Origin of the sequence: Streptomyces sp. NPDC019890 (assembly GCF_044903445.1) — a bacterium.
GTDB lineage: Bacteria > Actinomycetota > Actinomycetes > Streptomycetales > Streptomycetaceae > Streptomyces.
In genome coordinates, this window is sequence record NZ_JBJDQK010000004.1 from 77,669 (window position 1) to 98,081 (window position 20,413).

Annotated in this window: 20 protein-coding genes; 11 read left to right on the forward strand and 9 right to left on the reverse strand. The window is 70.6% G+C overall.

From position 1 onward, the window contains the following. The first annotated feature begins 181 nt into the window (after nucleotides 1-181). The 3 genes from ACI2LP_RS12655 (at nucleotide 182) to ACI2LP_RS12665 (ending at nucleotide 4,045) form a co-directional block, all read left to right on the forward strand. Nucleotides 182-385 (forward strand): cold-shock protein, encoded by a 204-nt coding sequence (locus ACI2LP_RS12655; RefSeq protein WP_005315736.1) that lies wholly within the window; start codon nucleotides 182-184, stop codon nucleotides 383-385. A 386-nt stretch (nucleotides 386-771) separates the two neighbouring features. Continuing rightward, complete coding sequence (groL, locus tag ACI2LP_RS12660; protein WP_360868123.1) at nucleotides 772-2,394, forward strand: chaperonin GroEL; 1,623 nt, start codon at nucleotides 772-774, stop codon at nucleotides 2,392-2,394. Nucleotides 2,395-2,584: 190 nt separating this feature from the next. Then, entirely contained in the window at nucleotides 2,585-4,045 is a 1,461-nt protein-coding gene (locus ACI2LP_RS12665; RefSeq protein WP_404724523.1) for a sigma-70 family RNA polymerase sigma factor, read from the forward strand. 30 nt (nucleotides 4,046-4,075) lie between these two features. On the opposite strand, the gene ACI2LP_RS12670 is transcribed toward ACI2LP_RS12665, so the two are convergent. Beyond that, on the reverse strand, nucleotides 4,076-4,468 hold the full coding sequence (locus ACI2LP_RS12670) for a CAP domain-containing protein (RefSeq protein WP_404724524.1): 393 nt from the start codon (nucleotides 4,466-4,468) through the stop codon (nucleotides 4,076-4,078). Nucleotides 4,469-5,157: 689 nt separating this feature from the next. Here ACI2LP_RS12670 and ACI2LP_RS12675 point away from each other — a divergent pair. Next, nucleotides 5,158-5,811 carry a DUF4232 domain-containing protein gene (locus tag ACI2LP_RS12675; RefSeq protein ID WP_404724525.1) on the forward strand — a complete coding sequence of 218 codons (654 nt, stop codon included), beginning with the start codon at nucleotides 5,158-5,160 and terminating at the stop codon, nucleotides 5,809-5,811. Between the two features lie 99 nt (nucleotides 5,812-5,910). On the opposite strand, the gene ACI2LP_RS12680 is transcribed toward ACI2LP_RS12675, so the two are convergent. Continuing rightward, a complete protein-coding gene (locus ACI2LP_RS12680) occupies nucleotides 5,911-6,261 on the reverse strand; it encodes a DUF1036 domain-containing protein (protein WP_404724526.1) in 351 nt (116 codons plus the stop codon). A gap of 472 nt (nucleotides 6,262-6,733) precedes the next feature. Here ACI2LP_RS12680 and ACI2LP_RS12685 point away from each other — a divergent pair, with 472 nt between their 5' ends. Then, entirely contained in the window at nucleotides 6,734-7,714 is a 981-nt protein-coding gene (locus ACI2LP_RS12685; RefSeq protein ID WP_404724527.1) for a hypothetical protein, read from the forward strand. Beyond that, the gene (locus ACI2LP_RS12690) at nucleotides 7,711-8,709 is read left to right on the forward strand and encodes a hypothetical protein (RefSeq protein ID WP_404724528.1); all 999 of its coding nucleotides are present in this window, start codon (nucleotides 7,711-7,713) and stop codon (nucleotides 8,707-8,709) included. The genes ACI2LP_RS12685 and ACI2LP_RS12690 overlap by 4 nt, the downstream gene beginning before the upstream one ends. A gap of 120 nt (nucleotides 8,710-8,829) precedes the next feature. Here ACI2LP_RS12690 and ACI2LP_RS12695 read toward each other — a convergent pair whose 3' ends face one another. From ACI2LP_RS12695 to ACI2LP_RS12710, 4 genes are all read right to left on the reverse strand, one after another. Continuing rightward, a complete protein-coding gene (locus ACI2LP_RS12695; protein ID WP_404724529.1) occupies nucleotides 8,830-10,134 on the reverse strand; it encodes a hypothetical protein in 1,305 nt (434 codons plus the stop codon). A gap of 112 nt (nucleotides 10,135-10,246) precedes the next feature. After that, nucleotides 10,247-11,710, reverse strand: coding sequence for a PTS transporter subunit EIIC (locus tag ACI2LP_RS12700; protein ID WP_404724530.1), 1,464 nt, complete (start codon nucleotides 11,708-11,710; stop codon nucleotides 10,247-10,249). Between the two features lie 43 nt (nucleotides 11,711-11,753). Then, on the reverse strand, nucleotides 11,754-12,710 hold the full coding sequence (murQ, locus tag ACI2LP_RS12705; protein ID WP_404724531.1) for an N-acetylmuramic acid 6-phosphate etherase: 957 nt from the start codon (nucleotides 12,708-12,710) through the stop codon (nucleotides 11,754-11,756). Nucleotides 12,711-12,759: 49 nt separating this feature from the next. Next, on the reverse strand, nucleotides 12,760-13,677 hold the full coding sequence (locus ACI2LP_RS12710) for a MurR/RpiR family transcriptional regulator (protein WP_404724532.1): 918 nt from the start codon (nucleotides 13,675-13,677) through the stop codon (nucleotides 12,760-12,762). A 130-nt stretch (nucleotides 13,678-13,807) separates the two neighbouring features. Here ACI2LP_RS12710 and ACI2LP_RS12715 point away from each other — a divergent pair, with 130 nt between their 5' ends. Further along, nucleotides 13,808-14,164: a hypothetical protein gene (locus tag ACI2LP_RS12715; protein ID WP_404724533.1), complete on the forward strand. Its 357-nt coding sequence runs from the start codon at nucleotides 13,808-13,810 to the stop codon at nucleotides 14,162-14,164. Then, nucleotides 14,161-14,427 (forward strand): DUF4031 domain-containing protein, encoded by a 267-nt coding sequence (locus ACI2LP_RS12720; RefSeq protein ID WP_404724534.1) that lies wholly within the window; start codon nucleotides 14,161-14,163, stop codon nucleotides 14,425-14,427. The genes ACI2LP_RS12715 and ACI2LP_RS12720 overlap by 4 nt, the downstream gene beginning before the upstream one ends. A 20-nt stretch (nucleotides 14,428-14,447) precedes the next feature. On the opposite strand, the gene ACI2LP_RS12725 is transcribed toward ACI2LP_RS12720, so the two are convergent. Beyond that, on the reverse strand, nucleotides 14,448-15,092 hold the full coding sequence (locus tag ACI2LP_RS12725) for a hypothetical protein (protein ID WP_404724535.1): 645 nt from the start codon (nucleotides 15,090-15,092) through the stop codon (nucleotides 14,448-14,450). Between the two features lie 58 nt (nucleotides 15,093-15,150). On the opposite strand from ACI2LP_RS12725, the gene ACI2LP_RS12730 reads away from it, so the two are divergent. After that, nucleotides 15,151-15,582: a DUF6479 family protein gene (locus ACI2LP_RS12730; RefSeq protein ID WP_404724536.1), complete on the forward strand. Its 432-nt coding sequence runs from the start codon at nucleotides 15,151-15,153 to the stop codon at nucleotides 15,580-15,582. A gap of 400 nt (nucleotides 15,583-15,982) precedes the next feature. Next, nucleotides 15,983-16,672 (forward strand): copper homeostasis protein CutC, encoded by a 690-nt coding sequence (locus tag ACI2LP_RS12735; protein WP_404724537.1) that lies wholly within the window; start codon nucleotides 15,983-15,985, stop codon nucleotides 16,670-16,672. A gap of 114 nt (nucleotides 16,673-16,786) precedes the next feature. Here ACI2LP_RS12735 and ACI2LP_RS12740 read toward each other — a convergent pair whose 3' ends face one another. Together ACI2LP_RS12740 and ACI2LP_RS12745 are read right to left on the reverse strand one after the other, a co-directional pair. Continuing rightward, nucleotides 16,787-17,584, reverse strand: a complete 798-nt coding sequence (locus ACI2LP_RS12740) for a hypothetical protein (RefSeq protein WP_404724538.1) — start codon at nucleotides 17,582-17,584, stop codon at nucleotides 16,787-16,789. A gap of 205 nt (nucleotides 17,585-17,789) precedes the next feature. Continuing rightward, on the reverse strand, nucleotides 17,790-19,847 hold the full coding sequence (locus ACI2LP_RS12745; protein WP_404724539.1) for a HelD family protein: 2,058 nt from the start codon (nucleotides 19,845-19,847) through the stop codon (nucleotides 17,790-17,792). 339 nt (nucleotides 19,848-20,186) lie between these two features. Between ACI2LP_RS12745 and ACI2LP_RS12750 the strand changes: the two genes are divergently transcribed. Beyond that, a complete protein-coding gene (locus ACI2LP_RS12750; RefSeq protein ID WP_404724540.1) occupies nucleotides 20,187-20,381 on the forward strand; it encodes a hypothetical protein in 195 nt (64 codons plus the stop codon). Nucleotides 20,382-20,413: the final 32 nt, after the last annotated feature.

Consider the following 20,413-nt stretch of genomic DNA (forward strand, 5'->3'; position numbering starts at 1 on the left):
AATTTTCCGTTCGCGCGCGCTCAGAATTCTCGTCCGATTGACCTGTTGCAGAGGGCAGTTGGGCAGATACATTCAGCCGCGGTCGACGCGTTCCGGCGCACACCCCTCCTGTCGGGGTGAGGTCTGACCCGGGTCCGCGAAGTGCGGTCCTGCGCAAGGGCCAGTAATAGGGGAGTTAGGCATGGCTCAGGGCACCGTCAAGTGGTTCAACGCGGAGAAGGGGTACGGCTTCATCGCGGTCGACGGTGGTGCGGATGTTTTCGTCCACTACAGCGCGATCCAGATGGACGGCTACCGCACCCTTGAAGAGGGTCAGCGAGTTGAATTCGAGATCTCGCAGGGCCAGAAGGGGCCGCAGGCGGACATGGTCAAGCTCGCCGTCTGATCGGCGCGATCGACCACCGACGCACTCACGCTCACGCCGAAGGGCCCGCATCCCGCGAGGGATGCGGGCCCTTCGTGCGCGTCCCCGCGCGGCGGGGACTGCGCGCACGGTCGCCTGCGCCCGACCGGCTCCTCTCACGGAGCCCGAGGGCTTGCGCCCTCGCGTCGCCCGACCACCCCTCACGGAGCCCTTCGGGCGCTTGCACTCTCCGGGGTCGAGTGCTAATCATTGGCGTTAGCACTCTGACAGTGAGAGTGACAACGAGGACCGGGTCGGTGAGGTCCGCAAGCCGGGTGGGGCAAGGAACCACAAGGCCTGCAGGCCGTCCGTCGCGGGCGCCAGGCGCGGTCCGGAGAATCCACCCCAGTCCGGGAGGACCACTTCACATGGCCAAGATCATCGCGTTCGACGAGGAGGCACGGCGCGGTCTCGAGCGCGGGATGAACCAGCTCGCCGACGCCGTCAAGGTCACCCTTGGCCCCAAGGGCCGTAACGTCGTCCTCGAGAAGAAGTGGGGCGCCCCCACGATCACCAACGATGGTGTTTCCATCGCCAAGGAGATCGAGCTCGAGGACCCGTACGAGAAGATCGGCGCCGAGCTGGTCAAGGAAGTCGCCAAGAAGACGGACGACGTCGCCGGCGACGGTACGACCACCGCGACCGTTCTCGCCCAGGCCCTGGTTCGCGAGGGCCTGCGCAACGTAGCCGCCGGCGCCAACCCGATGGCCCTCAAGCGCGGCATCGAGAAGGCCGTCGAGGCCGTCTCGGGTGCCCTGCTCGAGCAGGCCAAGGACGTGGAGACCAAGGAGCAGATCGCTTCGACCGCCTCCATCTCCGCCGCCGACACCCAGATCGGCGAGCTCATCGCCGAGGCCATGGACAAGGTCGGCAAGGAAGGCGTCATCACCGTCGAGGAGTCCCAGACCTTCGGTCTGGAGCTGGAGCTCACCGAGGGTATGCGCTTCGACAAGGGCTACATCTCGGCGTACTTCGCCACCGACATGGAGCGTATGGAGGCGTCGCTCGACGACCCGTACATCCTGATCGTCAACTCGAAGATCAGCTCGGTCAAGGACCTGCTGCCGCTCCTCGAGAAGGTCATGCAGTCCGGCAAGCCGCTGCTGATCATCGCCGAGGACGTCGAGGGCGAGGCCCTGTCGACCCTGGTCGTCAACAAGATCCGCGGCACCTTCAAGTCCGTTGCCGTCAAGGCCCCGGGCTTCGGCGACCGCCGCAAGGCGATGCTCAACGACATCGCCATCCTCACCGGCGGCACGGTCATCTCCGAGGAGGTCGGCCTCAAGCTCGAGAACGCCGGCCTGGACCTGCTGGGCCGCGCCCGCAAGGTCGTCATCACCAAGGACGAGACCACGATCGTCGACGGTGCGGGCGAGAGCGACCAGGTTGCCGGTCGCGTCAACCAGATCCGTGCCGAGATCGAGAACTCCGACTCGGACTACGACCGCGAGAAGCTCCAGGAGCGCCTCGCGAAGCTGGCCGGCGGCGTGGCCGTCATCAAGGCCGGCGCCGCGACCGAGGTCGAGCTCAAGGAGCGCAAGCACCGCATCGAGGACGCGGTGCGCAACGCCAAGGCCGCCGTCGAGGAGGGCATCGTCGCCGGTGGTGGCGTGGCGCTCATCCAGGCGTCCGCCGTCTTCGAGAAGCTCGAGCTCGAAGGTGACGAGGCCACTGGTGCCGCCGCTGTGAAGCTGGCCCTGGAGGCCCCGCTGAAGCAGATCGCGGTCAACGCCGGCCTTGAGGGCGGCGTCGTTGTGGAGAAGGTGCGCAACCTGACCGTGGGTCACGGCCTCAACGCCGCGACCGGTGAGTACGTCGACATGATCGCCGAGGGCATCATCGACCCCGCGAAGGTGACCCGCTCTGCCCTGCAGAACGCGGCCTCCATCGCGGCGCTGTTCCTGACCACCGAGGCCGTCATCGCCGACAAGCCGGAGAAGGCCTCTGCGGCCGCTCCGGGCGGCATGCCGGGCGGTGACATGGACTTCTGAGCCTCATCGGCTCGGACCCGGTCCTGACCGAGGGCGGTACCCCCACTCCCAGGGGGGTACCGCCCTCGGGCGTTTCAGGATCCGGGCCGGGGAGGGCGAGTCGGTTTCTGTTATCCGATCGGCGCCCACAGGTCTCCTCCAGGCAGGACTCTGAGCGACGGGGTCGAACAGGCAAGGGGCGAGGGCACGTATGCACAGGGACGACAGACACAGTCCGGAACTGGTGACGGAGGCGAGGGCGGGGGACCAGCAGGCCCGGGAGCGGCTGGTCGCCGACTACCTTCCCCTCGTCTACAACATCGTCGGCCGGGCACTGGACGGCCACGCGGACGTCGACGACGTGGTGCAGGAGACCATGTTCCGTGCACTCGACGGACTCGGCGGGCTGCGCGAGCCCTCCCGCTTCCGCTCCTGGCTGGTCGCGATAGCGATGAACCAGATACGTCGGCGCTGGACGCTCCAGCAGCAGACCCCCACAGCCCCGCTGGACCGCGTGGCGGAGACCGCCGACCCGACCGGTGACTTCGTGGATCTCACCATCCTGCGTCTGGGGCTGTCCGGACAGCGCCGCGAGGTCGCCGAGGCCACCCGCTGGCTGGACGAGAGCGATCGTGAACTGCTGGCCCTGTGGTGGCAAGAGGCCGCAGGGCAACTGAGCCGTGCCGAGCTTGCCGGGGCGCTGGATGTCACTCCGCAGCACGCCGCGGTCCGCATCCAGCGGATGAAGACCCAGCTGGAACTGGGCCGTGTCGTGTCCCGTGCGCTGGCCACCGAGCCGCGCTGCGTCGAACTGGCCGCCGTCTCCGCGGCCTGGGACGGGCAGCCCTCGCCGGTGTGGCGCAAGCGGATGGCCAAGCACGTGCGCGTGTGCGCCCGCTGCTCGGGGCACTGGTCGAATCTCGTACCCGCAGAGGGACTGCTGGCCGGCATGGCGATGGTGGTCCCGCTCGACGGCCACCCTCCCGTTCCGCCGAGCCAGTTCGGCACGGCCGGCCAGGGGGACCTCGCCGGGACGGGGCAGCCCGGGGACCCGACCGGCGCAACCGGCGGGGGGCTGAGCGTACCCGTGGCGGCGACAGTCGGAGGGATCGTGGTCGTGGTCGGCGTACTCCTCGCCCTGGTGTGGCCCACCGCGAAGCCTTCGGCCGACCGGGCCCCGGTGGCGGCTCCGCCCGCTGCGAAGCCCACTCGCACCCCCAGTCCGACACGCATGCCGACCCCCACCGCCTCACCCGTCGTGAAGCCCCCCAAGCCCTCTCCGTCCGCGGCGAGCGTTGAGGAACGTCTCACCGCCCTGGTCAACTCCCGGCGAGCCGAGGCCGGCTGCGCCCCGCTGCGGATCGATCCGCGACTCAGTGCCGCGGCCCGCAAACATGCCAAGGACATGGTGGCGCGTGGCTACTTCGACCATGCCGACCCGGAGGGACGGCATGCCGACGCCCGGATCTCGGCAGCCGGATACGACCTGAGCCGGTGGGCCGAGAATCTGGACCAGGGTCCTGGCAAACCCGCAACGGTGGTCGATGACTGGATGGACGGCTCGATCCATCAGGACAACATGCTCGACTGCCGGTACCGGGACACCGGCGTGGCAGCCGTACCCGGTCCCGACGGGACGGTGTGGGTCCAGAACCTCGCCACGCCGGCCTGAGCCCGCACCGTCCGTCGGGTGCTCTGGCGGTCAGCCGCCGAAGTTCTGCACCCACCAGGGGCCGTTCGCGCTGAAGTTCACGCCGACGCCCAGGTCCTTGAACCCGCAGTCCAGTATGTTGTCGCGGTGCCCGGGGCTGTTCATCCAGTCACGCATCGCGGAGACGGGGTCCTTCGGCCCTTTGTGTATGTTCTCCCCCCACTTGCCGACGGGATAGCCGGCGGCGTTCATCCGGTCGTCGGCATGCCGCCCCTCCGGGCTTGTGTGCTCGTAGTAGTTGCGGGCTGCCATGTCGTCGGCGTGCGCCTGGGCGGCGGCCTGCACTCGGCCGTCGACGCGCAGGGGCGAGCACCCGGCCTTGGCGCGTTCGGCGTTGACCAGCGCGGCAATCCGCTGGACGTAGTCGGCGGCCTTGCCGGTCACAGGATTTCCCGCGGTGGGGACGCTCGCGCCCGAACCGGCAGGGGCGGACTGCTGCCTGCGCTTCGCCGGAGCAGTCCCGGGCCTGGGCGCCCGGCGGGCCGGGGCACTGGGCGTGGCGGTAGGACCCTTTGTTTTCACGGAAGTGGCCGACGGAGTGGCAGAAGGCGGGGCGGATGCCGTGGGGGTGGGAGAGGCTTTCGAGAGGCCGTCGAGGGAGGCATCCGCCGGCGCCTGCTGCACGGAAGCTGCGCCCCGGGTACTGGCGGAGTCTTCGTCCGTACCGCTCAGGACGAAGACTCCGCCGGCGACGACCGCGACCGCGACGGTGCCGGCCACCGCGATTGCGGCCATCGGCCGCCCGCCTGCCCGGCCCCGACGCCCGTGGCGCCCCGCGCCCGCAGCTCTCCGTCGTCCGCCCCGGCCCTCGGCGCTTCCGCGGCTGGTCGCCGGGTCCAGGAACTGGGTGTCCTCGTCACGGTGGTGCATGGATTCTCCGCTCTCATCCGTACTCTGCCGGTCGGTCCGGCACGTGGGAGAGCGGATGAGGACGCCGCCATAACGGTTTTCGAGAACCCTCGGGCTTTTCCGTGGTGGATTCGGCAAGACACCGTCACCAAGCTGTGAAGGTTGTACGGGAAGCTCGTGCTCTGCCCAGCGCATGCGCGCTTCTCACTCGGGGGGAACATCAGATGAGGACCAACGTTCACAGAGCCGCCGTCGTGCTCGCCGCCGTATCCGCACTGGCTCTGACGGCCTGTGAGCCCAGCGGGGGCTCGGACGCCAAGCCGAGCGGCACGGACAAGGCGACCGCGAGCCCGTCGACCGCGAAGCCGTCGACCGGCAGTCCCGCGACCGCGAAGCCGTCGCCCGCGAAGCCCTCGCCCGCGAAGTCGTCGGACTCCACGGGCGGCGGCTCGTCCCCCGACCCCGAGTACGACCTGTTCCCTTGCAGCACCTATGACGTGACGTTCACCGCGACCCTGGCCGAACCCACCACGAGCAGCTACCTGCTGAAGATCACCAACAAGAGCGGCAAGCCGTGCAAGGCCCTCACCTCCCCCATCGTGACCTTCGGTGACCTGGACGGGCAGGCGAACGAGCGCAAGGAGACGCTCCCCGGCAAGGACCTCGTGCTCAAGCCGGGCGAGTCGGCCTACGCCGGCCTGATGGGCGGCAAGAAGGACGGCAAGGGCAAGACCGTCAACTACATCCGGATGACGATGAACACGGCGTCCGACCTGGAGCAGAAGCCGCTCAAGGCATCGACTCCCGGTCTGTACGTGTCGCCCACGAACTCCGTGACGGCCTGGCTGAACAACTCCGAGGACGCCCTCAGCCTGTGAGCCCCGCGATGAACGCGGACCGGGCTGCGTCCGCGGTCGGCCGACGGCAGCACCTGACCGATGTCACGCGTCAGGTGCTGCTGCAACGCTCAGCTGCGGCTATCCCGTGAGGTTGAGGGTGAAGTCCTCATTGTCGCCGACATGGAGTTCGCGGAAGCCTCGTGCGTACCCGCCGGACACCCCTGGTTTCTCGCACCGGTTGAATGCCTGGTTCGGAATCTGGACGACATGCGATCCGGCCCAGACCGGGCCGTTCGCGGCCTCGGCGAAGTAGAACCACATGGGGCTGTACTGGTTCACATCGTTCGCGTAGACCAGCGACCCTCTGCCCGGGTCTATGCCCCACCACCCCATGAGGTGCGGCCCTGTGTTGTAAGGGCAGGAGTTGTCGTAGAACCCGATCGCGACGTATAAGCGCGCTGAATACTGGTTGCGGATGGTCAGGCCCACGGTCTCATCCCTCCGACTGCGGGTCCGGAGTGTCCACGACACCCGGCGAGTGCGTCGCTTCCCCGTGGGAACGCCCTGGAGTCCGTGCCGGGGATACTGCGGCGCCGCGGCGGACGGGCTCTTCGCCCAGCGCCACGCGCGGATCGGCGCCGGTCCCCGAAGGGTCCGGCAGTTCGACGGCCCCAGGTTCGTTCTCGGCTTCCTCTTTCGCCATCGATCAACTCCTCTGTGCGGCAGTTCGAGATGTGCGGCGACAGTGAGCATGGCCTATCAGCCCTTTTTGGCGTGCTGCCGGAGAGGCTGGAGTTGCGCGGGAAACTGCCGCGCAGAATGGTGGGGGATTTTCTCGGACGCGGGCTGTGCGCCATCTTTCTCGCGGCGGGCTCACCTGGCCATGATGAGTAGCCATCGGGCATGTACGGGGGGGGTCCCATGGCTGGTCGAACTGTGCGGGGCAGGCTGCGGAGTGCTGGTGTCGGGGGTGCTGGCCGCGGCTTTGATGCTGACGGGCTGCGGTGGCGGAGGCGACGGGGAGAGCGCGCCGCCGCGGGGAAGCGCGGGAGCGGACGGCGGTGAGTGGAGCTCGGGCCCGGACTCCGGCGGGCCCACCTGGAATCCCTCCGACGACGACGGGTCCGGCGGCTCGGGGAATGGCGGTGGGAATGGCGGTGGGGACGGTGGCGGGGGCAAGGACGCGGAATTCGCCTGGTTGCCATGGGGGCCGGACTCGCCCAATACGAACGCCGGGATCGACCCGGAGGACGTCTACGACCAGTTGTGGGTGTTCAAGTGTTCCGACGCTCGCGATGCTGTCAGGCAGCACAGCACCGGGAGCAAGTCTTGGAACCTTGTTCACGCCCTGACGCTCGCCTGCCTGGCGGCGAAGGGTGACACCTCACAGTGGAACGAGGCAGTGCGGCTGTACGACTCGTTGCACGGGCCCGGATTCACCCACGGCGGCTGCCGCGAGACGGCGGCGTACCGGATGCTGAAGCAGGTGGTGAACTGGCATCGTCAGCATCCGCGGGGGAAGGTCACGCTGCATCCGAGTTCGCGCGGCACCACCGCATGCCCGCTGGGTATCGCGGCGGTGATCCCGGGGCCCGAGGTCGTGTTGAAGCCGCCGTACTGGGGGTTCCGGGTGGAGGGCACCTGGCCGAGCGAGGTCGTGAACGTGGACCTCGAGGTTGAGGGGGCGGCCAAGGTGCTGACGCTGGAGCCGCGCCATAAGCAATGTTGCGAGGGCGCCGCGGTCGCGATCGAGCTACCGGAGTCCTTCACGGGAGCCGGGCTGGTGGATCTGACGCTTCATTTCGAGGGGGGTGGCTCAATGACCAAGCGTGGCGCGATCAGAATTGACGGATCGACGAACCCGGGTTCGGGCGGGGAATCTCCGTCCCCGAACTCCTCGTCCACGGACTCCCCTTCGCCTTCCTTCCTCTCGGTGCCGTGACCGCCCCGGACCCGGCACCGCCTGCCGCCGGCAGTCCACCAGACCCGGACGCCGACCCCGAGCCGGACCCCGGTGGAGACCCCGCACCGGATCCGGTCCCGGACCCCGGTGGGGACCCCGCCCCGGACCCCGAGCCGGACGGTGGCGCCGCGCCTCGGCCCGAAGCGGCCGGGCGTGCCGGGCTCACCGAGTTCATCGGGACCGTCGGGTCGCTCATCTCCCTCTTCACCGCCGTGCTCTTCTACTTCGGCTGGTCCAGCTCCGACGCCGAAGCCAAAGCCCTCGGGCTGCGCGACACCGTGTTCCACTTCTCCACCAGCGACTATCTGCTCCGCAGCGTCGACGCCCTCTACCTCCCGGTGCTGCTCGGCGCGGCCGCCGCGTTCGCCGCCCTCGCGGCGCACCGTCGCGTACAGCGCGACCCCGGCGCGGCGGCGACCCCGCTGCGCCTACTGCGTCATGCCTGGGTGCCGCCGCTGCTCCTGCTCCCTCTGATGCCCCTCCACCCCGCGCTCTTCGATCTGCTGGTGCCGCTGGCGACGATCGCCGGGTTCCTGCTCACCGGCTATGCCCGCACGCGCGAGAGCCGGGATCTGCGCATGTGGACCCTCTGCCTCCTGGTCGCCGTACTCGCGCTGTTCTGGGCAGTGTCCTCTTACGCGGGCATCGTCGGCCGGGGCCGCGCGGCCCTGACCGCGAGGACTGTCGACACCGGGATGCCGGCCGTCGCCGTGTTCAGCAAGGACGATCTGCTCATCCACGGCCGCGGCAGTTGTCGCTTCACGATCGCCGGCAAGGCGAGCGCCTTCCGCTACCGCTATGCCGGGCTGCGGCTCTTCCATGTGTCGGGCGACCGTATCTTCCTGGTCTCCCGGGGCTGGAGTCCCGCCCGGGGCACGATGTTCGTCGTGGAGGAGAGCGAGGGGCTGCGGGTCGAGTACGTGAGCGGGGACGGGCCCCGGGCTGCGGAGTGCCCGGACGCGGGGACGGCGTAGGGGCGCGGCGGGCCGGGGCGAGGGCCGGGGGCTCCTCCCCCGCACCCCCGCACCTCAATCGCCGGCGGGGCCTGAGTGTCCGCCGGCCGGGCTGGAACTTCCGTCGGCGGAAACGGGATTTCAGCGCACGTCGACGTAGTCCGGCGTCGCCGTGCTCGCAAAGTGCGTCGCGTCCGGGACGTAGCGGATCAGCCACGAGCCGTCCTTGTACGCCTTCGCCCTCAGCGTTGCCCTGCCCTTGGCGTCCGTGCGGCCGGACGCCGCCACGGACCAGGTCTTCGTGCCCTTCGCCTGGAAGCAGAGCTGCACCGGCTGTGACGCGTACGTCTTCCAGCCGCCCGCGTTCTGCTGGAGCACGCCCGTGACCGTGAGCGTTGTGCCCGACTTCACCGGCTCGGGCGCGGCGTTGACGGACAGCACCCGCGTCTGGGTACGGACGAGGTGGTGCACCGGGCCCACGCTCTCGGTGAACCTGTCGCTCAGCACATGACGCACGCGGTAGTAACCGCCGGTGGTGGTCGTCGCGTTCAGGGTGAAGTTCGCGGATTCCAGGCTCGCCTGCGCACTCGCGACCTTCTTCCAGCCGGTCTTGCCGTCCGCCGAGAGCTCCAGCTGGACGGGCTCGTAGTCGTGGCGGTTCTCGTGGTCGTACGGGTTGCGGAACCGGCCCGTGACCGTGACCTTGCCGTCCGCCGTGAGCCTGGAGCTCACCCTGTCGATCCGCGACTCGTCGGGCAGCGCGAGCGGTCCGGTCACCGGCGTGGCCCAGACGTAGAACTCGGTCGCCTCCGCGACCCAGCCGCTCAGCCGGATGCCGGGCGTGCCGGTCAGCTTCGCGGTGAACCTGCCGTCGGCGTCCGTCGTGACGGTCTCGCCCCACGTGGTGCCGCGATCGTCGTCGCCGAGGCTGACGCGGACGGTGGTGCCGGGCTCCGCCGCCCCGTCGTGCGTCGCGCGGCCGGTGACGGTGACCGTCTCGCCGGGCAGCGCGCGGGTCTTGTCCGCCTGCGCGGTCAGGACGACGTTGTACGCGGTGATCGAGGGGCGTTCGTAGTTGCTCGCCGAGCCGTGCGCCACGTCGCTGTCCTCGGAGTAACGGGCCTCGAAACTGGCCCAGTTCTCCATGGCGAACTCGGGGCTGGTGACCTCGCCCCCGGCACCGGTGACCGCCGTGAGGGTGGTGTCCGGCTCGGGCTTGGCACCGTCGTACGTGCGGGTGAAGCGCACCTCGCGGCCCGGCAGCGGTACGAGGTCGCCGCTGCCCGGCTGCACGCCCATCAGCTTGGTGTTCAGCCGCAGTGCGCGGTCGTCCCTGCTGGTCTGCGCGTCCGGCTCCATCTCGGTGAACTGCGGCCTCAGCGTGAAGTCGAGTACGCCCGCATCCTGGCGGGTGGCGGTGGCGCCCTTGCTGTCGGTGACCGTCACGTCGAGGGACCCCCCACAGGTCATGAAGCGGTCGCCGGGGTCAGGTCCGGCGGTCCGCGAGCGATGCTGAGTGATCGCGTAAGACCGCACCATAACCTGTGAGGCGTACGCGTCACACGCGGGTGGTGGCCGGTGCCTTCGCGGGGTCCGCGGAAGCCGTCGCTCCGTGCTCCGGGGCCACGTTGAAGTCCGCCAGCAGCTGCCTGCTGAAGCCGAAGAAGTACGTGGCGAAGAAGCCCACCAGATAGCCCGTCAGCAGGCCCCCCGCGTAGATCGCGACCGTCCCGCCCAGGCCCCTGTTGCCGTCGAGCAGTGGGAACAGCGCCCAGCCCGACGGGCCGATCGCCGTTGAACCCACCGTGTCACCCAGCATGTTGAACAGGCCGACGAAGCCGCCGCCGAACGCGCCGCCGACGCAGGCCGTGACGAAGGGGCGGCCCAGGGGGAGCGAGACACCGTAGATCAGAGGTTCGCCGACACCCAGGAGGCCTGTCGGGAGTGCGGACCTGATGGTGGCGCGGATCGCGGTGTTGTGGGGCAGGCGGAAGTACACCGCGGTTGCCGCCCCGACCTGGCCCGCGCCCGCCATCGCGAGGATCGGGAGCAGGACGGTGTAGCCCTGCTGCTCGATCAGCGTGGTGTGGATGGGGATCAGCGCCTGGTGCAGGCCGAGCATCACCAGCGGGAGGAAGAGGCCGCCGAGTACGAAGCCCGCGCCCGCGCCGCCGTAGGCCAGCAGCCAGTTGGCGAAGTCGCCGATCGCGGTGGAGACCTCGCCGGCCACGACCATCAGGCCGAAGATGGTGACCAGGCCGGAGACCAGCACGGTGAGGGCCGGGGTCACCAGCACGTCCAGGGACTCCGGGACCCAGCGGCGGCACCACTTCTCGACGTACACGGCGAGGGCCGCGGCGCCCAGCGCGCCCAGTACGCCGCCCTGACCGGGGGAGAGCGTCACGCCGAAGGCCGTCACCTTCGCGACCCCCGCGTACACGATGATCGCGGCGACCGCGCCGCCCAGAATCGGCGTACCCCCGAACTCCTTCGCGGTGTTGTAGCCGACGAAGACGGCGATCAGCGACATGAAGCCGGACGCGATCGCGGCGAGCGCGGGCACGACGGACGGCAGCCAGCCGAGGTTGGTGAGCAGGCCGTTCAGTCCGGCGATGATGCCGCAGCCGATGAGGGCAGGGATCAGCGGTACGAAGATGTTCGCGATGCGGCGCAGGAAGAGCTTGAACGGCGTTGCGTTCCGGGCCTGCTGGGCGGCCTTGATGGCGGCGCCCTGCGCGGTCAGGTCCGAGGCCGTCCGGGGAGGCGCCGTCAGCAGCGCCTCGAACTCCGGCGTGACCCGGGCGACCGTGCCCGGCCCCAGCACGATCTGGTACGTGTCGTCCTCGACCACGCCCAGGACCGCGGGGAGCGCCTTCAGCGCCTCGTCCTGTACGAGGGAGCGGTCGTGCAGGCCCAGGCGGAGGCGGGTCATGCAGTGGGCGACGGACGAAATGTTCGCGGCGCCGCCGACGAGGGGGAGGATCTCGGCGGCGGTGGCGGCGTGGTTCTTCTCTGGTGCCATGGTGCGCGGTGCCTTGCTGTGGGGGGTGGGGGTGCACTGCGTGTCAGGGGTGCGCGTCGGCGAGTGCGGCGCGCAAGTGCCCGTTCGCGTCGGTGAGGAGACGGTTCGCGGTGGGGGCGTCGACCTCGGCCAGCACGATGAGGATCGCGGTCTTCACCTCTCCTTCGGCCGCGGAGAGTGCGGCCTCGATGACGCTGTCCGACGCACCCGTCGCCAGCGCGACGATCCGGTGCGAACGGGCGCGCAGTTTCTCGTTGGAGGCGCGGACGTCCACCATCAGGTTTCCGTACGTCTTGCCGAGCCGGATCATCGTGATCGTCGAGATCATGTTGAGGACGAGCTTCTGCGCCGTGCCGGCCTTCAACCGCGTCGACCCGGTGAGCAGTTCGGGGCCGACGACGACCTCGATGCCGTGCTCGGCGGCCGCGCCGAGCGCGCTGTCGGCGTTGTTGGACAGGCCGACGGTGAGCGCGCCGAGGGAGCGGGCGTGCTCCACCGCGCCGATGGCGTACGGAGTACGGCCCGATGCGGATATCCCGACCACCGTGTCGTCCACGGTCAGCTTCAGCGCTTCCAGGTCGGCGGCGGCCAGCTCCTTGCTGTCCTCGGCGCCCTCGACCGCGGTGACCATGGCGGTGGGGCCGCCCGCGATCAGGCCGACGACCTCGGCCGGGTCGGTGTTGAAGGTGGGCGGGCACTCGCTCGCGTCCAGTACGCCGAGGCGCCCCGCCGTGCCCGCGCCCGCGTATATCAGCCGGCCGCCGCGGGCCATCCGCTCGGCGGTGGCGTCGATCGCGGCGGCGATCCGCGGCAGCTGCGCGGCGACGGCGGCGGGAACGGTCCGGTCCTCGTCGCTCATGATCCGGGCGATCTCGAGGGTGGGCAACCGGTCGATCTCGGCGAGCTCGGGCCGGAACGCCTCCGTGGTGAGGGCGGCCAGCTGAGCGCGGAGCTCACCATGCGCGGACGGCGTGGACGACGCGGACGGCGTGGAGGTCATGAAGAACGGCTCCGCTTTCTCATGTGTGGGGGGACTGGGAGCTCGGGGCTCAGCGGGTGCGGGGGCTGTGCCGGTGCGCCAGGGCCTCGTACGAGGCGGCGAGGGCAGGGGCCGCCGTCTCGTACGTACGCTGCGCGATGCCTATGAACAGGCAGTCGACGACGAGGAGTTGACTCGTGCGGGACGACATCGCGGCCGGGCGCAGCTCGCTCTCGCGGGCGGTGGACGTGGTCAGCACATGGTCGGCGTATTGCGAGACGGGACCGTCCGGGCGGCCGGTGATCGCGACCGTCGTCGCGCCGCGGTCGAAGGCGACACGCAGCGGCTCGATGACGTCGCCGGTCGACCCCGAGTGGGTGATGGCGATGGCCACGTCCCCGGAGCGCAGCTGCACGGCGTTGGTGACGGCGAGGTGCGGGTCGGCGTGGGCGTGCGCGATGAGGCCGATGCGCGCCAGCTTCTGCGCGAGGTCCATACCGACGAGGGACGATGCGCCGACGCCGTAGATGTCGATACGGCGGGCGGTCGCGGCGGCGGCGACCGCCGCGCCGAGCTGGACGGTGTCGAGGCCGGATGCCGTGTCTGCGAGGGTCTGCTGCTCGTCGTACGCGAGCTTGGCGACCACGTCCGCGATGGGGTCGTCGACGGCGATGTCGGCGGTGACGGCGGGTGCGCGGCCGGACTGCTGGTGGGCGGCAAGGCCGGCGAGCGCGAGGCGCAGATCGCGGTAGCCGGGGTAGCCGAGGATGCGGGCGGTGCGGACCACGGTGGCCTCGCTGGTGCCGGTGAGCTCGGCGAGGCCGGTGACCGTGAGGGCCGCGCAGCCGGCGGGGTCGTCGGCGACGGCTTCGGCGACCCGCTGCATGGAGCGGGTCATGGACGGCGCGAGGGTCCGTACCTTGGCCGCGAGGGCGGCGGGGGCGGGTGGGGCCTCCCCGCTGAAAATTTCCTTCACTGGATTGGTCACACCTGAAAGATATTTTCGGCATTCCGTCATCGTCAACCCCTCCAGGTCCCGGAGAGTCGCCCCCCAGGTACTGGAGAGTCGCCCCCCAGGTACTGGAGATCGTCGGGGTCGATTGGGCGACAATGGCTCCATGGACCACCCGAACCCCCTGGAGCAGGCACTGCACGCGGCGCGCGCTCTGGTCCTCGCCGACCTGGCCGCACGCGATGTGGCGGACGCCGGGGTGGTGTCGCTGGTCGAGGAGGCGGTGGCGCACCGCCGCTGGTGGGTGGAGCAGTGGCCGGAGGGCGCGGAGTACGTCGCGGGCCTGGTCGCCCAGGACGTCCAGGACGCACTGCTCGAACGGTACGGCCGCTGGCCGATCTGCCCGGTCTGCGACGCGGGCGACCCGCACGCACTGGACGTCGAACCGGAGCTCGGCCCGGATCCGCACTGGGTCTGCGCGAAGGCGGGCGTGGTGGTGGCACGGGTCGGCGGTCTTGCATGACCGTGTACATCGATCCGCCGACCTGGCCGGGGCACGGCCGGATGTGGTCGCACTTGGTCAGCGACGTCTCGTACGAGGAACTGCACGCCTTCGCCGCGTCGATCGGCTGCCCGCCGAGGGCCTTCGAGCGGGACCACTACGACGTGCCGTCGCACCGGTACGGGGACGCGGTGGCGGCGGGCGCGGTGGAGGTGTCGAGCCGCGAGGTGGTCGTGCTGCTGACGAAGGCGGGCCTGCGGAGGCGCAAGGGACGCCCCGCATAAGGTCCTGTCCCAGCGAGCCGTCAGGCCAGCAGCTTCAGCTCTGTCGCCAGGTTGTGCCGCGCACGCGACTCCCATTCCCGCTCCCCGTGCGGCGTACGGAACAGTCGCGGCAGCCCGAGCAGCTGGCGCAGCACCGCCGCGCGGCCCGCGCGGAAGGCGTCGTCCGGGACGAAGGCGTACTCCTCGCGCACGGCTGCGGTGTACGCGGCGTACGGCTCCGGGGGCGCCGCAAGGATGGCCAGGTCCGCGTCGCACAGGACCTGGCCGTTCAGGTCGTCGGCCGCAGGCGCGTGGGTGACTGTGAGGCGGACCAGTCGGGCGACCTCGGCGGTGGCGGCGGGGGCCAGCCCCGCCTCGGCGAGGGCGCGTTCGGCCAGATGGGCGGAGCGTTCCTCGTTTTCGGAGCGGTCCGGGAGGTAGACCGCGTCGTGGAACCAGGCCGCGAGACGGACCAGGTCCGGATCCGCGGCGTGCTCCTCCAGCACGTCGATGTGGTTCAGCACCGCCGTCAGGTGATCGACCGTGTGGTAGTGACGCTGCGGCTCCGACCAGCGGGCGAGCAGGTTGTCGGCGTACGGCAGCGGGTCCGGTCCGCCCGCGCCGTGGCGGGCGGCGAGGAGGGTCTGGGTCCAGCGTGCGCGCAGGTCCACGAAGTCGTCGGTCATGGGGCGACTCTAGAGCGGAGCCCCTCGAGTGCGGTACGGCTGCTGACGGGCACGCGCTATGAGCTCGGCGGGGCGAACGAGAAGGAGCTGGTCTTCTTCGACTAAAACGGCTCAACCGGGCGATAATGCCTGTAAGGCATCTGCGTCATCCCCGTGTGCGGAGGCAGAAACCATGATCGCATTGGCCTTCATTCTTGGATTCATCATCGTGGCTCTCCTGGCGGCAGCCATGTGGTGGGACGGAGTGCGACGGGAGCAAGAGGTGCCACCGCGCCCCGAAGAGCAGCCGAAGCTGCCCGACCACCCCCATGAGCACATCGAAGAGGTCCGTGAGTCGGACGAGGATCTCTTCCCGCAGGACGGGGGGCGGCTCCTGCCCTACAACATGAAGACGCACACGACGCACAGCACGGGCAAGGGGCGCGAGGAGCGGCCCCAGCACGGGGAGCGTGGCGGCGGGTCGTTCGGGAGCGGCGCGCTGGGCGGCTGAGAGGACCCGCGTCCGCGATCGCCCGCACATCGGGTTGGTGACTGCGGCCGCGGGTTTGTGCGCGCCCTGAGAGCGGGCGCCTCGACCGTCGCGATCAGGTCGTGTGCGGAGGAGCCCTCCCCGCGGCCTTTTCGTCATGCGGTGGAGCTTCTTTTCCCTGCGCGCCGCGCAGTCGGCGCAGGTCATGCCGCCGACGCGAGCTCGACCCCGGTGAGGGGGCTTGGTTCCTCCCGGGCGGTCTGCATACCCCCCACCAGTATGCAATGCGCGATGTGATCCGGACGCGGCAGCTCCTGGTGGCTGTGTTTGCAGTACATCCGCATTACGCTGGGATTGGACTAGACCTGTTTGGACTAGACCTGTTTGAGCCGTAGCAGTCTCCCTGGAGGAATGGGGTCACATGAGCAACCGTGCAGTCCTGGAGGTGATCGCTCTCGACGCGGAGGACGCGGTCGCGGCCCGGTCCGGAGGGGCGGACCGACTGGAGCTGGTCACCGACATGGCGGCGGACGGGCTGACGCCGTCCCGGGAGACCTTCGCCCGGATCCGCGCGGCCGTCGACATCCCGCTGCGCGTGATGCTGCGACTCGCCGACGGCTTCGAGGCGGGTGACGTCGATGCGCTGGTACGTGCGGCACGGGAGCTGCGCGCCGAGGGTGCCGACGAATTCGTACTCGGCTTCCTGGACGAGGACGGCTCGCCCGACCTCGTCACGATCGAGCGGCTCGTCGCCGAACTGGACGGCTGCCGGTGGACGTTCCACCGCGCGATCGACCGGGCGGCGGACCGGGACGCCCTGCGCAAGCAGCTCGCGGACCTCCCCGGTCTTGACACCTATCTCACCGCAGGCTCGGCGGCCGGTGTCGACGACGGCCTGCCGACCCTGCTGGCGGAGGCGGGGCGCCGGGGCGAACCGGCGTACGAGCCGCGGATCCTGGTCGGCGGCGGGCTGCGGCTGGAGCACGTGGCGGTGCTGCTGGCGGCGGGAATCGACGGCTTCCACATCGGGGGCGCGGCGCGGCCGCGGGGGTGGGGGGCGCCGGTCGAGGCGTCAGCGGTACGGGAGTGGCGGGGGGCGCTGGACGCGTAGGCCTCTGATCAAGGCCTGGCTACTGGCTACGCGCCGGGCCTCATCCTCGCAGCGGAACCGGCCCCCACGGCCGAAGCCGTGGCGGCCGGTCGGATTCAGCCGGGTGGTCCGGTGTCAGTACCAGATGACGGCGTACCCGTCGCCACCGGGCGTACCGTCCTCGCCGTGGAGTTGGACGCCGCCACCGTTCCCGCCGTCCCCGCCCTGGGCGGCGTTGTCGGGCGGGCTGACGATGCCGTCGGCGGGGTGGCCGCCGGTACCGTTGCCGGGGTCGCCGGGCCGGCTCACATGGGGAAAGCCGGAGCAGGTGCCGGCCGTGCCGCCGGTGCCCGGGGCGCCCGCGACGCCGGTGCCGCCCTCGCCACCCCCACCGCCGCCGCCACCACCGGCGTGGAGCAGCCCGTTCCCGTCGTGGGCCAAGGTCGTCGCGCCACCGTCGTCACCGTCGTCACCGTGCTCGCCCGCCGCGCCGCCTTCGCCGCCGTTGCCGCCGGTGCCGAGGTCCACCGCGATTTCGTCCCCTTGGATCTGCGAGGCCACATTCAGCACGCAGTAGACGAAGCCGCCGGCGCCGCCGCCGCCACCGTCACCACCCTCGGCGCCCTGAGCGGCGCGGCCGGTGCTCAGCGGGAGGCCGCCGCCACCGCCGCCACCGCCGCCGCCCCCGGCGCCCCATGCCTGGACGTAGACCGTCTTGACGTCCCTGGGGATCCTGAACGTCCCGTCCTCGGTGAACTCCTGCAGTCCGTGCTGGACCTTCTTGCCCGAACTTCCCGTCTCGGTGTCTTCGCCGTCTGCCTGAGCCGCGGGCGCTGCGATCAGCAGCTGACCGGTCAGCGCCGCCGCCGCCATCACGGCAGCGAGCAGTATCCTGCGGCGAGCGGAGCGTGGGGGCTGGCTGTTCCCGTTCATGTCTTCCTTCCCGCGTGGCCCGTCCGGCCAGGCGAGTGCGATGAGTCGAATGGTCGGACCGAGTGGTCCGCAGCCCAGCCCACAGCCACCCCCGTCGTTCCGCCAGCAGGGGCGCCCTTGCCTGGGCCAAGTGAGTGGCGCCATGCCCCGCTCGGGCTACCAGCGCGGTCACCGCGCGCGCGAAGGGCGCCCCGCCCCCCGCAGGTCAGGCCAATTGCGCCGGCAGCGGCGACTCGTGGACGACCGTCAGGCCCGAGACCGCTCGGGTCAGGGACACGTACAGGCGGCGCAGGCCCGTTCGTTCGTCCGGTTCCGCCGCCACCACCGCGGCCGGCTCGTCGAGTACGACGTAGTCGTACTCCAGACCCTTCGCGAGCGACGCCGGGACCAGCGTGAGGCGGGACTCGGCCGTCGTCTCCTCGCCCGGCGAGAGATACGCATGGCCCGCGGCCGTCAACGCCGAGGCCAGCGCCGGGATCCGGGCGTCCGCCGCGATCAGGCCGATCGAGCCCTCCCGCCGCAGCGACTCCTCGCACGCCGACACCACCGCCGCGTCCAGGTCCCGCACCTCACGGACCGACAGCGAACCCGGCGTCTCGCGGACCGACGTCACCTCCGTCAGGCCCGGTGACATGTGCGGCAGCAGCCGGGACGCGTACGCGATGACCTCCCGCGGGACGCGGAAGCCCGCCGTCAGTTCCTCCACCGCAGCGTCCGGCTTGCCCAGATGCCTCAGCGCTTCGGCCCAACTCCCCGTCGCCCACGGCGTTGTGCCCTGCGCCAGGTCGCCGAGGACCGTCGCCGAGCCCGTGGTGCAGCGTCGGCCCACCGCGCGGTACTGCATCGGGGACAGGTCCTGCGCCTCGTCCAGTACGACATGGCCCAGCGAATGCGTACGCTGCACCAGATCGTTCGCCTCGTCGATCAGCACCGCGTCCGCCAGGGACCATTTCGCGGACCGGACGCCGCGCGGCGGCTTCTCCCACAGGATCGTCCGCTGCTCCTCCTCGCTCAGCACGCCCTCCGCGTGCGACGCGAGGAAGTCCGGGTCGGACAGCAGCCGCAGCACCAGCTTCGCCGGATCCACCGGGGGCCATGCCGCCTTCACGGCCGCCTTCACCGCGGGATTGCGCGCCACCGCGTCCTGCACCCGGTCGTCGGGCGCCTCGCCCGCCTGCTCCATGCGGACCAGCACCGTGTGCGCGATGCGCTGCGGAAGGGCGTCGCGTGCCGCGCCGTAGCGGATGTCGCGGTCGAGCAACTCGCGCACGATCTCCTCGAGTTCGTACGCCGGGACGCGCCACCGCCGCGAGCCGCGCACCACCATCAGTGGCTCCGTGGGGATCGTGACATGGGAGCGCACGGCCCGCCGCAGCACCTGCGCCATCCTCGCGTCGCCCTTGACCACCGCGGCGTCCGCCGGGTCCGCGCCCTGCACCTCCACATGGGCCACCAGGTCGTCGACCGTCGCCTGCTTGACCTCCAACTCGCCGAGCGCGGGCAGGACTTGCTCGATGTAGTGCAGAAAGGAACGGTTCGGCCCGATCACCAGCGTGCCGGTCTTGGCCAGCCGCTCGCGGTGCGCGTACAGCAGATACGCGACCCGGTGCAGGCCCACCGCCGTCTTCCCGGTGCCGGGACCGCCCTGCACGCACACCGTGCCGCCGAGCCCGGACCGTACGATCTCGTCCTGCTCCGGCTGGATCGTGGCGACGATGTCACGCATCGGGCCCACGCGCGGCCGTTCGATCTCCGCCTGGAGCAGCCTGCTGGTCCGCTCTTGCTCGGCGGGGTCGGTGAGGTGCTCGTCCTCGTACGCCGTGAGGTCCCCGCCCGTGTAGCCGAAGCGTCTGCGCAGGCCGACGTCCAGCGGGTCCTTCCGGGAGGCCCGGTAGAAGGGCTGCGACACGGGTGCGCGCCAGTCGACGACCATCGGGTCGCCGTCCCCGTCGTGGACGTGCCGGCGGCCGATGTAGAAACGCCGGCCTTCCAGCCCGGTGTGCAGATAGTCGAGGCGGCCGAAGAACAGCGGGGTGTGCGAGAGATCGGCGAGCGCCTTGATGCGCTCCTCGATCTGCGCCTCCAGGACGGCGGCGTTGACCCAGTTCGCGGTGACATCGCGGATGTCGAGTGCCTGGACGTCCTCGCGCATGGCGCGGAGCGCGGCACGCGAGGCGGTGAGGTGGGCCCGCTCACGCGACAGCGGATCGGGGTCGGAGTCGGGTTGCAGGGATTGCAGGGGTTCAGGGGCGTGCGCGGGCACGGGGTTGCCTCCGGCGGCTACGGCATGGATCGGGGCGGCATGACGAACCGGCCGGATTCCGTCCGGCCGGCGGCGCTCCGCAGAGGGAGGCGGGCAAGACGGGCGATTGTAGTCAGGGGCGGGGACGCGGGCGACCGAATTTCTGGGAGCGGTGTACGGGGGGCTTTCCGAGCCGTACGCCCGGATTTGCCGGGGTCGTGCGCTGGGACTTGCCCCACGTCGTACGCCCGGACATCCTCCCCGTAGGGGACGACCTATGCCTGGAGTCGTACGCGCGCATCCGCGCAGCTCAGTCCGCAGGTCGATGTGCTACCCGGCGCGGAGATCCATCATGGAGATATGAGCACAGCAACCTTCACCCCCACCCCCCGTGTCCCCCATCCACGCCGCGGCGCGACCGCCACCGGCGCCACCCAGCATCCCCCCCACCGCCTCGGCAACGCCCTGCGCGCGGTCAAGGTCTTCGCCGGCGCCGCGTTCAGCGTCGCCGTGCTCGGGGAGTACGGCGAGGAAGCGGGCATCCACCGCCGCTGACCGGCGCAGAGACCTACTGATCCACTAGTAGG

What these genes read in the sequence shown, in the direction of transcription:
- ACI2LP_RS12655 (WP_005315736.1), top strand. Translation starts at nt 182, where the DNA reads ATGGCTCAGGGCACCGTCAAGTGGTTCAACGCGGAGAAGGGGTACGGC.
- ACI2LP_RS12675 (WP_404724525.1), top strand. Translation starts at nt 5,158, where the DNA reads ATGAGGACCAACGTTCACAGAGCCGCCGTCGTGCTCGCCGCCGTATCC.
- murQ (WP_404724531.1), bottom strand. Translation starts at nt 12,710, where the DNA reads ATGACCTCCACGCCGTCCGCGTCGTCCACGCCGTCCGCGCATGGTGAG.
- ACI2LP_RS12665 (WP_404724523.1), top strand. Translation starts at nt 2,585, where the DNA reads ATGCACAGGGACGACAGACACAGTCCGGAACTGGTGACGGAGGCGAGG.
- ACI2LP_RS12730 (WP_404724536.1), top strand. Translation starts at nt 15,151, where the DNA reads ATGAGCTCGGCGGGGCGAACGAGAAGGAGCTGGTCTTCTTCGACTAAA.
- ACI2LP_RS12750 (WP_404724540.1), top strand. Translation starts at nt 20,187, where the DNA reads ATGAGCACAGCAACCTTCACCCCCACCCCCCGTGTCCCCCATCCACGC.
- ACI2LP_RS12725 (WP_404724535.1), bottom strand. Translation starts at nt 15,092, where the DNA reads ATGACCGACGACTTCGTGGACCTGCGCGCACGCTGGACCCAGACCCTC.
- ACI2LP_RS12740 (WP_404724538.1), bottom strand. Translation starts at nt 17,584, where the DNA reads ATGAACGGGAACAGCCAGCCCCCACGCTCCGCTCGCCGCAGGATACTG.
- ACI2LP_RS12720 (WP_404724534.1), top strand. Translation starts at nt 14,161, where the DNA reads ATGACCGTGTACATCGATCCGCCGACCTGGCCGGGGCACGGCCGGATG.
- groL (WP_360868123.1), top strand. Translation starts at nt 772, where the DNA reads ATGGCCAAGATCATCGCGTTCGACGAGGAGGCACGGCGCGGTCTCGAG.
- ACI2LP_RS12735 (WP_404724537.1), top strand. Translation starts at nt 15,983, where the DNA reads ATGAGCAACCGTGCAGTCCTGGAGGTGATCGCTCTCGACGCGGAGGAC.
- ACI2LP_RS12700 (WP_404724530.1), bottom strand. Translation starts at nt 11,710, where the DNA reads ATGGCACCAGAGAAGAACCACGCCGCCACCGCCGCCGAGATCCTCCCC.
- ACI2LP_RS12715 (WP_404724533.1), top strand. Translation starts at nt 13,808, where the DNA reads ATGGACCACCCGAACCCCCTGGAGCAGGCACTGCACGCGGCGCGCGCT.